This is a genomic window from Psychrobacter sp. I-STPA10 (genome assembly GCF_021012795.1).
Lineage (GTDB): Bacteria > Pseudomonadota > Gammaproteobacteria > Pseudomonadales > Moraxellaceae > Psychrobacter.
Map to the genome: position 1 here is coordinate 1 of NZ_VFYU01000027.1, position 13,337 is coordinate 13,337.

12 protein-coding genes are annotated in these 13,337 nt (G+C 41.8%); 6 read left to right on the forward strand and 6 right to left on the reverse strand.

Going from position 1 to position 13,337, the window contains the following annotated elements; translation table 11 throughout:
• Window positions 1-123 precede the first annotated feature (123 nt).
• From gshB to FHK89_RS13180, 5 genes are all read right to left on the reverse strand, one after another.
• Window positions 124-1,116, reverse strand: a complete 993-nt coding sequence (gene gshB / locus FHK89_RS13160) for a glutathione synthase (RefSeq protein WP_230661189.1) — start codon at window positions 1,114-1,116, stop codon at window positions 124-126.
• Between the two features lie 228 nt (window positions 1,117-1,344).
• Window positions 1,345-2,022 (reverse strand): orotate phosphoribosyltransferase, encoded by a 678-nt coding sequence (gene pyrE / locus FHK89_RS13165; protein WP_230661191.1) that lies wholly within the window; start codon window positions 2,020-2,022, stop codon window positions 1,345-1,347.
• A gap of 211 nt (window positions 2,023-2,233) precedes the next feature.
• Window positions 2,234-3,394 (reverse strand): hypothetical protein, encoded by a 1,161-nt coding sequence (locus tag FHK89_RS13170; protein ID WP_230661194.1) that lies wholly within the window; start codon window positions 3,392-3,394, stop codon window positions 2,234-2,236.
• Window positions 3,395-3,625: 231 nt separating this feature from the next.
• Window positions 3,626-4,465, reverse strand: coding sequence for an SDR family oxidoreductase (locus FHK89_RS13175; RefSeq protein ID WP_230661196.1), 840 nt, complete (start codon window positions 4,463-4,465; stop codon window positions 3,626-3,628).
• Between the two features lie 50 nt (window positions 4,466-4,515).
• Complete coding sequence (locus tag FHK89_RS13180; protein ID WP_230661199.1) at window positions 4,516-6,435, reverse strand: Lnb N-terminal periplasmic domain-containing protein; 1,920 nt, start codon at window positions 6,433-6,435, stop codon at window positions 4,516-4,518.
• Window positions 6,436-6,908: 473 nt separating this feature from the next.
• Between FHK89_RS13180 and ampD the strand changes: the two genes are divergently transcribed.
• The 3 genes from ampD (at window position 6,909) to FHK89_RS13195 (ending at window position 9,929) form a co-directional block, all read left to right on the forward strand.
• The gene (gene ampD, locus FHK89_RS13185) at window positions 6,909-7,490 is read left to right on the forward strand and encodes a 1,6-anhydro-N-acetylmuramyl-L-alanine amidase AmpD (protein WP_230661339.1); all 582 of its coding nucleotides are present in this window, start codon (window positions 6,909-6,911) and stop codon (window positions 7,488-7,490) included.
• Between the two features lie 152 nt (window positions 7,491-7,642).
• Window positions 7,643-9,193 (forward strand): murein biosynthesis integral membrane protein MurJ, encoded by a 1,551-nt coding sequence (gene murJ, locus FHK89_RS13190; protein WP_230661202.1) that lies wholly within the window; start codon window positions 7,643-7,645, stop codon window positions 9,191-9,193.
• Window positions 9,194-9,365: 172 nt separating this feature from the next.
• A complete protein-coding gene (locus FHK89_RS13195) occupies window positions 9,366-9,929 on the forward strand; it encodes a hypothetical protein (protein ID WP_230661205.1) in 564 nt (187 codons plus the stop codon).
• A 61-nt stretch (window positions 9,930-9,990) separates the two neighbouring features.
• Here FHK89_RS13195 and FHK89_RS13200 read toward each other — a convergent pair whose 3' ends face one another.
• Entirely contained in the window at window positions 9,991-10,551 is a 561-nt protein-coding gene (locus tag FHK89_RS13200; protein WP_230661208.1) for a GNAT family N-acetyltransferase, read from the reverse strand.
• A 150-nt stretch (window positions 10,552-10,701) separates the two neighbouring features.
• On the opposite strand from FHK89_RS13200, the gene ribF reads away from it, so the two are divergent.
• From ribF to FHK89_RS13215, 3 genes are all read left to right on the forward strand, one after another.
• Window positions 10,702-11,778: a riboflavin biosynthesis protein RibF gene (gene ribF, locus FHK89_RS13205; protein ID WP_230661211.1), complete on the forward strand. Its 1,077-nt coding sequence runs from the start codon at window positions 10,702-10,704 to the stop codon at window positions 11,776-11,778.
• 134 nt (window positions 11,779-11,912) lie between these two features.
• Entirely contained in the window at window positions 11,913-12,548 is a 636-nt protein-coding gene (locus FHK89_RS13210) for a trimeric intracellular cation channel family protein (RefSeq protein ID WP_230661213.1), read from the forward strand.
• A gap of 88 nt (window positions 12,549-12,636) precedes the next feature.
• Window positions 12,637-13,326: a trimeric intracellular cation channel family protein gene (locus FHK89_RS13215; RefSeq protein WP_442966603.1), complete on the forward strand. Its 690-nt coding sequence runs from the start codon at window positions 12,637-12,639 to the stop codon at window positions 13,324-13,326.
• Window positions 13,327-13,337 lie beyond the last annotated feature (11 nt).

Here is a 13,337-nt window from a genome sequence, read left to right on the forward strand (position 1 = left end):
CTCCCAAACCCTCCCCTTGAAGTAAGGGGAGGACTTAAAACTTATTCCTCCCCTTTTTTAAGGGGGAGGCTAGGAGGGAGTTGAAGTTGAGAGTGAGGTATATAAAACAAAAACAAACAGCCACTAAGCGTTTTGTTTTTTTGCCCGATATTGCTGCTCAACCACTTTGATAAAATCTGCCGCAATGTTTGTACCACACTGAGTATCAATCTCACGCACACATGTAGGACTGGTGACATTAATCTCAGTAATACGATTGCCAATCACATCTAGCCCCACAAACAATAAGCCTTTATCAACTAAGATAGGTGCAACTGCGTTAGCAACCGCCATCTCTTGCTCACTGACTAGCATGGCAACGCCGCGCCCACCTGCTGCAAGATTACCTCGTGTCTCCCCTTGACTAGGAATACGTGCCAAGCAATAGTCAATTGGTTTGCCGCCAACGATTAAAATGCGTTTATCACCCTCACTAATTTGTGGTAAATACCGCTGCGCCATAATCGGCAAGCTCTCAAGCTCGGTGAGCATCTCTAGGGTTGCACCAATATTGGGGCTGTCTTTAGTCAAACGGAAAATACCTGTGCCGCCCATTCCATCTAAAGGCTTGACGATAACGTCTGTCTGCTCAGCAATAAACTTACGAATATGTGTCTGCTTGCTTGTGACAATGGTCGGACTCATATATTCACTAAACCATGTGGCAAATAGCTTTTCGTTACAATCACGTATCGCTTGTGGGTCATTGACTACCAGCACGCCTGCGGCTTTGGCATGGTCGAGTAAATAAGTGGCATAGATAAAACGCATATCAAATGGTGGATCTTTACGCATCAAAATGACATCAAACTCACTAATTGGCTGCGTCTTTTTGTCTGCTAATTGATAAAAATTAGCCGGATCACGCTGTACTTGTAAACGCTGCGCATCAACTTTTAATGCGCCTTGATCCAACCACAGATCATGAATTTGGCAGTATGCCAGTTGATGCCCTCTATCCTCGGCTGCCCACATCATTGCAAGGGTGGTGTCTTTTTTATAATTGACCTGCTCAATTGGATCCATCACCACCAAAATATTTAAGCTGGGCGTTTGAGATTCAACGGAAGTTGACATAAGGTTTCCTAATTTTTTACTGATTGTATTTATTATCTATCAATACGCCACTCTCAACTTTATTTTCTACAGTTATATATGCCCCCTCCCATACCCTCCCCTTGAGTTAAGGAGAGTGCTTAAAAGCCATCTCCTACCTATTTTTTAAGGGGGAGGCTAGGAGGGGGTTGACATTGAAAGTGGCGTTATCAATGCTATTTATCGACACTGTTTTTTAGTATATTTGTATCAAACTCCATACTGCTCACGATAATGACGCATTTTTGCTAACTGAGTTTGATTGCCATGTTTTTGTACATACTCAATAATATCATCAATATCTACCAAAGCTTGTACAGGAACGTTAAGCGTTTCTGACAGCTCTTGAATGGCTGAGCTTTGTTGCTGTCCATGCTCTTTACGGTCTAAGGCAACCAAAATACCAGCAACACTAGCACCTGCTTCGGTCAAAATCTCTACCACTTCACGCATGGCAGTGCCTGCGGTAATCACGTCATCTAACACCCAAACCGATTTTCCTGCCAGCGATGCCCCCACAAGTTTGCCACCTTCACCGTGGTCTTTGGCTTCTTTACGGTTATAGCCCCACTCAGTATTGATGCCATGATGCAACCATAATGCCTGTGCTGTGGCTGCCACAAACGGAATGCCTTTATAAGCTGCACCAAAAATAACCAACTCATTATTTGGATTTGCTTGATGGTCAGCAGCTTTTATCTGCTGCGCCAATACATCAGCATAACCTTTGGCAAGTACTGACAGCATCTCACCTGTGGCTAATAGCCCTGCATTAAAAAAATAAGGACTGATACGCCCAGATTTTAAAACAAATTCACCAAACTTTAGCACATGGTTGTCCAGTGCCAGCTCAATAAATTTTGTTGGTGAAAACTCTGTACTTGTCATAATGATGATCCTTAGTTGATTATTTGATAGAAATAGCAATAGTGACTAACTATAAATGGCTAGCATATAAATGATTATGAGTGGTTAGTTTATATTAGTTGCAAAATCAAGTCGCAAACAATTTAGGTGTTTACAGAAGAGAGTTTAAATGAACGGATTGCATGAATAAATGATGATGTTTACTTTAAGTGCGCTATTTTACCTAATTTTATTACTGCCAACCATCAATATAATACTCAAATAAATTAGGATAGCGTGTAAATAAGGCAGAGCGTGATGAAACAGCAAAATACACACAATTATTCTCACTAACCTGTATTTGCCATCCTAAGTAAATAGCAGCAACAATCACATGTCCAGCATACAGGCGTATATGACGATAATCATCAGCACTGTGACCCGATAGACGGCACTGACTGAGTAAATAACTGCGCATATATTGGCATATCTGCTGTGCACAAAGCTTGCGATTGATGCTTTGACGCATCTCACATTGCCCAAGTACATGCACAGCCAAACGACATGCCAGTAAGTCGGTGGCTAAACTGTCAACACCATTATCAAAGCGTTCGGGATACAAAATGACTTCCCAGTTAGGTGCAAAACCATCATTGAGCATCTCTGGCATGGCCAAAGCAAGCTGTGTTAAGTCTGTCAATTGTGCTAAACCAGCAGCAAATTTTTTTGCTGCATGATGATGATTATGATGGTACTGAGGTTTTGACTGTAAACCATAACGAGTCAGATGCGGGTATTGCTGTATGGCTGCATGAATATCTGCCATGTCCAGTGCTACCGCTTGCGCCGATAAAGGATATAATGGCTTAAGCAATGGTTTTGCAGAGTCAGGATTGGGGTGACGATAAAAACTGGCAGGTATATTGATAAGCCCACCTGCTTTTAGTAACCCCAAATAAGATGCCAGTGCAGGTGAGTCAATTAACTGCCATTGTGAATATAATGGCTTAGCATCTTGCGCTTCGTCATTGTTACGATACTCATTTTGTAGCAGATTATCCTCTTGCAACGTTTGACGCTCAATATTGATGCCATATAACTGCATCATCGGATTTATCTGCCGTGGAGCAGGCATGGGTATGTCATTCAAAGGACGATCAGGATCTAATGGTTGGCAGTCACTATGAAAGTTAGGGTGATTAATTGGTGGCTCAGTTTGTTTGGGGTTAATAGTAACGTAAGGTGCTTGTTTTTGTTGATTTTTTTGCTGTTGCTGTTGAAGAAAAGGGTTGGATGATTTTTTAGTCACATTATGCGCAGCTTCCATGCTGATATTTGCACGTCTTTGTGCTAATGGTGGCAAATCCACTGAATACTCATCATCAGCTTTTTCATTTTTATTATCTGCAGACATGTGTCTTTCCCTTCCTATACTTAAAATTCTTTAAAGTGATTTTAAGTTGCACATTTAGATCAAATATTCTACTCACCAAACTGTCTTACTAAGTTTAAAACCAATCTAGTGTAGCAAAGATATACGGCTTATCAAAATGAACTCTCTGTATAATGATACAAATTTAATCAATATGATAATGGTTGCTAATAAGTAATAGTAATATAGATTACACTTTTTATAAAGCACATTTTATAATGTAGCTAAAATAAGTTGATAACCCAACTGCCAATCAGGATAATTTAGCCAGTCAAGCGGGATATTACTATGTAAGCGTTTGCCACTTGCGCCTTTTGTCATATCAATACTTGGCTGTGCTGTCCCTAGCTGCTCACACAGCCAGCAGGTCAACTCATAAGAAGTCACAGGACGATAGTCAGTGGCGATATATAGGGGTTTTAGTCTGGTATTATCGGTCAGTGTTAATACCTTCACAATAACCGTTACCAAGTCGGTATCGATAATACGGTTTGTCCACTCATACGCTGGCAATATGATACTATCTGCTTTTTGAGCTTGACGGATACGCATCAAACGCTGTTTACCATAGATGCCACTGGGACGAATGATAATAGTTTTGTTGACAAATGCGTTTTGCAGTGTCTTCTCAGCAGCTAAGATATATTGCGAGCCTTGACGTTTTGGCGGTAGTGGCTGTACGGTTTCATCTATCCATTCACCTGCATCTTGTCCATATACCCCAGTCGAGGAGATAAACACAAGGCGTTGCAAATTAGGCAAATGATCTGCCAAGTCAGCAATATGCTCAGCAATACCAAGATAGGTATGACGATACGCTGTTTCTGAATACTCATTCGGGGTAACAATAATGGCAATATGGCTAAATGGCTGCAATTGTTCAGCGGTTAATTGTGTCGCATCGGCTTGTAAAAACTGAGCAGCAGCATGCAACTCATAGTTTGTTTGCACACCTCTTGCCAGCCCTGTGACTGCTTTGCCTTGTGCTGCCAAGGCATTGGTCACAGGTAAACCAATATCCCCTTGCCCTATAATCAAAAAATTTGTTGCCATATCTGCCTCTTTTTGTTTTTATGATAAATAATTATCGTGATTAATATATGTTAAAAAAAGTGGTGTAAATACGATAGCTGTATGTCGCTATTATCTGCCAAATCATTGGGCTGCCAAGTGTGTGTGGCACTGAGTCTGATGGCAGAATTTTTACTTAAATCATGCTGCACGCCAATACTGGCAGTGGGCTGCCAATAACCATTGCTGCCTGCTTTTGCATGGCTGCCATGATACCAATAGGGTGCTGCCACTTCTATTGTACTGCGGGTATGCGGCGTCCATTGCTGCCTACAGCCAGCCAGCACCCCTGTACCAATACGATAACCATTGGCAAGCCCTTTACCCACTTGAGTTGCTGCTGTTGCTAACCCATAGCACACATTCGGTGGTGGCTCGGCAGAAATGGCGGTCACTTGATTATCACTGATATCTGCCACAGGTGCACCATAAGCAAAAGACTTACCCACTTCTGCGCTCAAATTGGCAACAAGATGGCGATTATAATCTACCTCCCCTACCCCTTCACTGACCTGACGTGCTTGTATATTCAGCCCCCATGTTTTGCCTTTTTTAACCCCATTAACTGGATTTAATAATCGCCCCCGTATTAAGGTTAACGCTTCGACTTCTACCGCTTGATTGTCTGCTTGCTTAGAAGTATGACTGTTGTCAGCAAATAGGCGTAATTTGGCAGACAACACTTCATAATCAAAATAGCTGGGATATCCTGCTGGAGCATCTAGGGGGTCATGGTAGCCTACCCGTGCACCAAGCTCCATATAGTTAGCTTTGCCACTTTGCTGCCCAACTGCCACCGAAAAACGCTTTAACTCATGTGCATCAAGTGGATTATTATTGGCAGCAACAATGGTAGGCGTGTTGGTATTATTTGTCACTACGGCAGATTTTGAGCGTGGCATATAATAGTGCAGATTTTGCTGTGCTTGTGCCAAACTTTGCGCAGCAGGTAAATAATGTGTTGCGGTAATCAAATTTTGCTGCTTGAGTGTACGCACCATATCCGCAGGAATGGTGACAGTAGCAAAATCTTTAGTCAAATCCATCTGGGGACGCACAATATTAATCAGATGTAGCAGCTCATAAGCACAATTATCGGTTAAAAAATAATAAGGCAAAGACAAATCTTTGATTTCCCATACATGGCGCATCACTTGACGCGCCTCGTTAGGGGTTAAATTTAGGCTGTACTCCCAAATGTCTCGTCCTTCATCTTGCTGATATTGCTTGATTTTATCGGTGTAACTTTGCACACTAAATTCACCTGGATAACTACCTTTCATCGAGTTAATGCTATATAAAATAAAGGGGTCGTCTTTATTACCATTAACGGTATAATTAATTGCATGGGCATCAGCAAGCTGTGACCTATCAGCGGCACTTTGGGGTGAATCTACCCGCATCACTGTATGCCCAAAGCTAGACACAGGGTTATCTAAATACTCTTCAGCAAATACAATGGATAACTGATAAGGATTTATAGTTGCCATCCAAGCATCGAATTTGGCACAGTTTGCTGATGGCAATTGTGTCTCAGTCAAATTTAGCTGCTGACGTAGCCAATGGGTACGTGCAGGAAAACGACATTGCAGCGAATCATCTCCTTTTTGTGCATCACTGGCAGACAGTAGCTGTTCAAGCATGGCATCTAGCTCAGCTTGCGGATTATTTTCCCCCTCAACACTAACAAAAAAATTGTGCTTGACAGGAGAGTTTCGCGCTTGACTGGTTGCCGTATTGGCTGCTGCATTGTCTTTAGCTGCTGATGTAGAAAAATACAACATCTGCCGCCACGTGGGTGTGGCTGCTAAATTCAGACGCTGCGCCTTGGCTATCACTTCCATAGCTGCTTGATTTTGCGATGATTGTGCATGACTGATACTGCTATATAACATGATAGATAGGACAGCCAAAGCCGTGCATGTGTGTTTGCTATTAAAAAATGGTGGCATAAGTTAAACTCACACTCAATAGGAGCGGTTGGCGTTATAATGGTGACGGATTACTGATGATTAAGTGATTAAGTTTTTATTAGGATATAGTCAATCTAATATAATTTCACCACAAGGCAACCGAATGAAGATAGTACAAATAGTACATCGAGTGAGGTTAACACCGTGGTGGATTTACATTAGGCAGACTATATTATAGAAGATGGTAGCCATACTGTCCTATCACTGTTTGCAATTGTTACAAGTTTTAGACGCAGATAAAATAAATAAAAACTAAGCAGTTAACTTACAATCACAGCAACTTTATTCTAAGCTTATCCACTGTTGCCCGTTTATTTAGCCCATTGTTCATACGCTTACCTGTTAAACACATAACCTCTAACATAACCACTGATTATAACCACTAACAATGACTGATAAAGCTCATGCCAAAAAATAGCCAAAAACCGATAACAGCACAAAAAAAAGACAACATGCACATCATAGATGGCAAGCTACAAGCGACTCACGACTCTTTACAATGGTTGCCTTCTCCCAACTTCAATAGCCGTCCTAATGATGGTGATATTTATGCCATCGTGATTCACAATATCAGCTTACCACCCGATGAATTTACACAAACCGATGCCAATGGATTGCATTATGTCAAAGCCTTGTTTACTAATACTTTAGATTGGGAGGCACACCCTTATTTTAAAAGTATCGAAGGTATAGAAGTGTCAGCACATGCTTTTATTGAGCGAGATGGCAGCATCACCCAGTTTGTTAATTTTAACGATAGAGCTTGGCATGCCGGGCGTTCTAGTTATTTAGGCAAGCCTGAATGTAATGATTATACGATTGGTATTGAGATGGAGGGCTCAGACTTTCAGCCATTTACTGATGCACAATATGAGACATTAGCACAGCTTATTGTGGCGATTTATCAAGCCTACCCTAAAACACGCCGCCACTTAACAGGACACAGCGACATCGCACCGATACGCAAAACTGACCCTGGTGAATTTTTTGCATGGGCAAAACTCAGAAAAATGGTTGCAGAGCTAATGACATAACTGACATAACTAAAGTGCATTGCAGCATTTGCATCACCACCAATCATCACTTCACAGTTTGTGCATTTTCATTCCACACTAAATCCATCATTACCTTTATATATGGTGCTATAATCCGCTCAATTCTTTAATATACAAGGCATTGGTTTTTTATGGCAAAAAGTCGATTGTTCCGCTCAACCATGGTCGTTAGCACCATGACCATGCTATCTCGTATCTTAGGATTGGTACGAGACATGGTACTAATGAGCGTCTTTGGTGCAGGTGGCTTGATGGATGCGTTTTTGGTCGCCTTTAAAATCCCCAACTTTCTGCGCCGTTTATTTGCAGAAGGGGCATTTAGCCAAGCATTTGTGCCTGTGTTATCCGAGTACAAAGAACGCTTTAACTTAGTAGAAGTACAGATTCTTATCAGTCGCACCTCAGGCGCACTGCTACTCATTTTATCACTGTTGACCGCCATTGTTATTATTGCCTCACCATGGGTCATCACCCTCTTTGCACCTGGATTTGCAGACAATCCAGTACAGTTTAATACTGCCAGTGAGCTGCTACGTTTAACCTTCCCTTATTTATTATTTATTTCGATGACAGCCTTTGCAGGTAGTATTTTACAAAGCTATGGTCGATTTGCTGCCCCTGCCTTTGCCCCCGTACTATTAAATCTTTGTATGATTGGTGCTGCGCTGATAGTTGCACCAATGCTTGATACACCCATCATGGCTCTTGGCTATGCAGTCGCTGCGGCTGGACTACTACAACTACTGATTCAGTTGCCTCAGCTTTGGCAACAGCGATTATTGGTCGCTCCAAAAGTTGACTTTAAACACGAAGGGGTGAAGCGTATTTTGCGCTTGATACTACCTGCAATTTTTGGGGTATCCGTCACTCAGATTAACCTACTACTTAACACCATTTTGGCATCACTGATGATGAGCGGATCGGTGTCATGGCTATACGCTGCCGAGCGTTTAAGTGAACTGCCTTTAGGGCTGATTGGTGTGGCGATTGGTACAGTGATTTTGCCCAGCCTGTCTGCTAGTGAAGCCAAAAAAGATGATGTCAGCTTTAAAAAAACCTTAGACTGGGCAGCTAGACTGATTATCTTAGTGGGTATTCCTGCTGCCACTGCCATGTTTATGCTCTCAGATGTATTGATGCAGGCATTATTTATGCGAGGAGAGTTTAAGCTGATTGATGCAGGTATGAGTGGCTTAGCTCTGCGTAGTATGGCGGGTGGTATCTTGGGATTTATGCTGATTAAAATCTTTGCCCCTGCATTTTTTGCCCGCCAAGACATCAAAACGCCAGTGAAAATTGGTGTGATTTCAGTGGTGGCTAATATGATATTTAGCTTAATATTTATTGGTTTATTTTACCTGATTGATTTACCATTACATGGCGGCTTAGCTCTGGCAACCACAGGAGCATCATTTGTTAATGCTGGCTTGTTATATTATTTTTTACAAAAAAAGGGCATCTTTCGTTTTGAAGCGCATTGGAAAAAAATGTTGGGGCAATTTATGCTCTCCAACATTGCCATGGTGACGGCGCTTTATTTTGCCCTTCCCTACTTCCCAACGCATGGCGCACAGTGGCAACGCATCATTGCGTTATTGATTATCTGTGTGTTAGGTGCCGTGGTATATGGAGTGGTATTACTAGCAACTGGGTTTCGTCCTCGTCAACTAAAACATGGCTAAGCAATAAAATTGAGGTAAACCAGCCAAGATACCCAGCCAGATACTAAGTAGTCTGCAATCAAACACACGTTAAGCCAAAATTTGGGTAAAATAGCATTTTAATAATTCTTAGATTCAAGACTTAATTAAAACGCTATTTTACGTCTAAACCCATTATTTTTAAGGGACAACAATGCCATTTTCTAAGCTTTATGTATTAAGCACCCTCTTTCTTGCCAGTGTATCCTTAACTGCTTGCCAAAATACAATGCCAGTCAATCAAACAACCGTGACTGCCACACAGCAAACGCAACAAGCACAACAACAAAGCACATCAGATAATACAGCAGTTAGTGCAGATAGCAGCATGATTCCCATGGACGCCATGAATATTGTGATTAATCGACTGAACATAGAAGATGCAAAGACTAATTTTTTCTTAAAAGGTTCACCCGAAGCAACGCTAATGCAGGCTTTAAATACGCTTTATTATGCTGATGTTGCCAAAGCCTTGGGCTATTTTGATAATAACACGCCCAATCTGACCCAAAAACTCAGCAAGTTTCAGCCCTTATTACAGCAATATACGCGTCAGGTTGTATTAACTAAGGCTGATTATAATGCAGATAAAACTCAAGTTAAGGTGCAGGCGCAAGTGTATCTTAGTATCAGTAGCACAGCAAAAGAAGCTGAATTTAAGCTCATAAAAGAGGATAATGGCAGTTGGAAAATAACGTCATGGCAGTTAGTGAATTAGCAGCCAACCACAACAAGCAGGCTGTAGCAGACTCCATACGGTGTCTGTCATGTCTGCTTGATTATACCTGCTTGCCAAGCATCAACACATCGGCATAAAAGCCATTCATATCACAGATTTGTGGCAGTTTGCCCCATTGCTCAAATCCTAATGCTTGAAATAAGCGAATACTGGGCACATTATGCGCAAATATTAGTGCAACAATATTGTAAATGCCCAGACTCGGTGCTTGCTGTAACATCCACAACAATAGCTGACGAGCAATGCCTTGACGCTGATACTCATCTGCCACATAGATGCTAATCTCACTGCTAATGTGATAGGCAGGACGTTGATATAATTGGCTAAAACTGCCCCACGCTGTCATATTACCTTGTTTATCTTTGACCACATAAATAGGATAATGCTCTGGCTGATGCTGCTCAAACCATGTTTGCCGCTGCGCTAGCGTCACTGGCTGCAAGTCTGCAGTAGACTGCTTGCCAGCAATACTCTGATTATAAATCGCCACAATCTGCATTAAGTCTGACTCGGCAGCATGATAAATCGCCAATGCATCATTTAATTGCAATCGCTTGTTTGTATTTTTTAGGCGGTTATGTCCCATTTTATCGCTCACCATAATTTTATCAACGTACCTGTACTACAAATTAGTCGGCAGTACCTATTTTACTTTATAATGAGCACCACTTTTATCTTATGTCTTTATAAGTAGTATCAGTTTCTCTGCTTATCTGTGCTTTTTTTCACTTATTTTAAATTTTTATTGCCTATGAAAACCTATCATCTTGATGCGCTGATTGACGCTCACACCCTGCCAGCCAGTGCTTTGACCATTGGCAATTTTGATGGTGTGCACCGTGGGCATCAAGCCATGCTTGCCAAGCTACGCAGTATCGCTAAGCCATTACAACTTGCCACCGCTGTCATGATATTTGAGCCACAGCCACGCGAATATTTTGCCACCCTCAATGGCATGCCTGATAACGCCCCTGCTCGTCTCAGCACCTTGCAAGAAAAACAGCGATTGTTAGCGCAAAATGGTGTCGATATGGTTATTGTCGCCAGATTTGATGATGCATTTCGCTCGTTATCTGCCAGTGAATTTGCCGATATGTTGCTGCAACGACTTGGCGTACAGGCATTGGTATTGGGTGATGATTTTCGTTTTGGTCATGACCGCACAGGCGACAGCACTTTTTTACGCAATTACGGTTTACCAGTGACCAATCTACATACTGTCACCGATGCCCCTGCTAGCAATACTAATAATGCGAATAATAAAATGGCTAATGAAACAATCGATAATCGCATCAGCTCCACCCGTATTCGCCAATGTCTACAACAAGGAGATTTGGCAACGGCAAACCACCTACTTGGCTATGACTATGGCATCACCGGACAAGTCATCTCAGGTGATAAAATCGGACGCACATTGGCATTTCCCACTGCCAATGTTGCCCTCAATCGCATCAAACCTGCCCTACATGGCATATATGGTGTCGATGTGGTGGTGGTCGATGATGATGGCAATGTCATCGAAAATGGCTTTTATCACAATTCTGAGCAATCTGAACAATCTGAGAAAAACGGTATTGCAGGGCTACGAGCGCACAGTTTATTTGGTGCAGCCAACATTGGGGTGCGCCCTGCCATCAACAAACCGCACGACTGGCGACTAGAGGTGCATTTTCCCAACTTTGGTGGCGATTTATACAATAAAAACCTCAATGTACGTTTTTTGCATTTTTTACATGCTGAGCGCAATTATACAGATTTGCAAGCACTGCAAGCGGGTATCAAAAATGACGTATCAGAACTGCTTAAATGGCGACAACAGCAAGGCTAAGTACACCAATGCACCCAACAAATACCTAGTACAACCTGTTATTAATAACTCATAGTCAGTATCTATGGTTATGTTTCACCTTATTATTTGCTACCATAGCGGTTTTTTATCGCTGCGAACGCTGACTATTACTCATGCCTGATAATTTTTTTACTCCTGATATTTTGCTATATCTATTTGATATGATGGGCGTGATTGCATGTGCCATTGCTGGTACGCTATTGGCTCAGCATAAAGGATTTGATATTTCAGGCTGTATTTTAGTATCAATGGCAAATGCCATTGGTGGTGGTACTTTGCGGGACATGGCACTAGACAGACACCCCCTATTTTGGATGACGGATTTAAACTATGTCATTGTCATCACCATTACTTCCCTAATATTACAGATATTTTTTCACCTTTATCACAAAATAGACACCGCGGTAAAAATATTTGATGCGGTTGGCTTAGCTGCTTTTAGTGTGATTGGCTTTAAAGTTGCCTTAGCCCAAGGTACATCACCACTTATTGCGATTATGATGGGGGTATGGACAGCCATCATTGGTGGCATGATACGTGACATCATTTGTAATGAAATTCCGTTAGTATTACAGCGAGAGATTTACATTACTGCCAGTGTCATCGGTGCGCTGGTTTATTTGTTGTTAGATTATTTTGGTATTTATACAGGACTAAATGATTTTATTATGCTTGGTGTCATTTTTATGGTGCGGATATTGGCACTGCGTTTTGACTGGCATCTGCCATCTATTCGCTTGGTAAAATAACATGCTTTTATTGTCTACTATTTTATATACTGCCATGCCCATATTAGCAGACAGCACGCCCAACACCCTGTCTACTATGTCTGCTGCCATGTTGGGTAATCCACTTAATAGCGAGCTTCCCAAATACTTAGGCACGACCTTTGACCCAAAATCATTGATTTTTTTGTTTGATATGATTGGTATTGTTGCCTGTAGTGTCTCTGGAACTATCCTTGCTAAACACAAAAACTTTGATGTCTTTGGCTGCCTACTGGTGTCGATGGTCACTGCCATTGGTGGCGGTACAGTACGTGATGTGATTTTAGACCGTCATCCTCTATTTTGGATGATAGATATGAACTATCTAATCGTCATCACTGTTACTTCCATTCTCTTCCAAGTGTTTTTTCACCCAGAATCACGCCATGTCGATTGGTTTTTAAAGTTATCGGACACCATTGGGCTATCTGCGTTTACCTTAATTGGTATCAAAGTTGCCTTAAGTATGGGCACAAATATCCCTGTGGCACTGCTTCTTGGGGTGATTACTATTATTGTTGGTGGTATCATTCGTGACATGATATGTAATGAGATTCCACTGGTACTACAGCAAGAAATTTATATCACTGCCGCTTTATTAGGTGGTGGGGTATTTTTTGTGATGCGCGCAATGGCTCTACCAGAGTGGTTGATTGATATCTCTACCATGCTGTCTATTTTTGTCATACGCATGTTAGCCATTCGCTACGATTGGAAATTCCCCGAGATTGATTTGGTGGCGCGGCGTAAACAGCGTTAACCACCGCCATG

Bases quoted from the DNA above. Each gene is read 5' to 3' on its own strand.
- pyrE (WP_230661191.1), bottom strand. From the start codon at position 2,022: ATGACAAGTACAGAGTTTTCACCAACAAAATTTATTGAGCTGGCACTG.
- FHK89_RS13210 (WP_230661213.1), top strand. From the start codon at position 11,913: ATGCCTGATAATTTTTTTACTCCTGATATTTTGCTATATCTATTTGAT.
- FHK89_RS13195 (WP_230661205.1), top strand. From the start codon at position 9,366: ATGCCATTTTCTAAGCTTTATGTATTAAGCACCCTCTTTCTTGCCAGT.
- FHK89_RS13170 (WP_230661194.1), bottom strand. From the start codon at position 3,394: ATGTCTGCAGATAATAAAAATGAAAAAGCTGATGATGAGTATTCAGTG.
- FHK89_RS13175 (WP_230661196.1), bottom strand. From the start codon at position 4,465: ATGGCAACAAATTTTTTGATTATAGGGCAAGGGGATATTGGTTTACCT.
- FHK89_RS13215 (WP_442966603.1), top strand. From the start codon at position 12,637: ATGTTGGGTAATCCACTTAATAGCGAGCTTCCCAAATACTTAGGCACG.
- FHK89_RS13200 (WP_230661208.1), bottom strand. From the start codon at position 10,551: ATGGTGAGCGATAAAATGGGACATAACCGCCTAAAAAATACAAACAAG.
- ampD (WP_230661339.1), top strand. From the start codon at position 6,909: ATGCACATCATAGATGGCAAGCTACAAGCGACTCACGACTCTTTACAA.
- FHK89_RS13180 (WP_230661199.1), bottom strand. From the start codon at position 6,435: ATGCCACCATTTTTTAATAGCAAACACACATGCACGGCTTTGGCTGTC.
- gshB (WP_230661189.1), bottom strand. From the start codon at position 1,116: ATGTCAACTTCCGTTGAATCTCAAACGCCCAGCTTAAATATTTTGGTG.
- ribF (WP_230661211.1), top strand. From the start codon at position 10,702: ATGAAAACCTATCATCTTGATGCGCTGATTGACGCTCACACCCTGCCA.
- murJ (WP_230661202.1), top strand. From the start codon at position 7,643: ATGGCAAAAAGTCGATTGTTCCGCTCAACCATGGTCGTTAGCACCATG.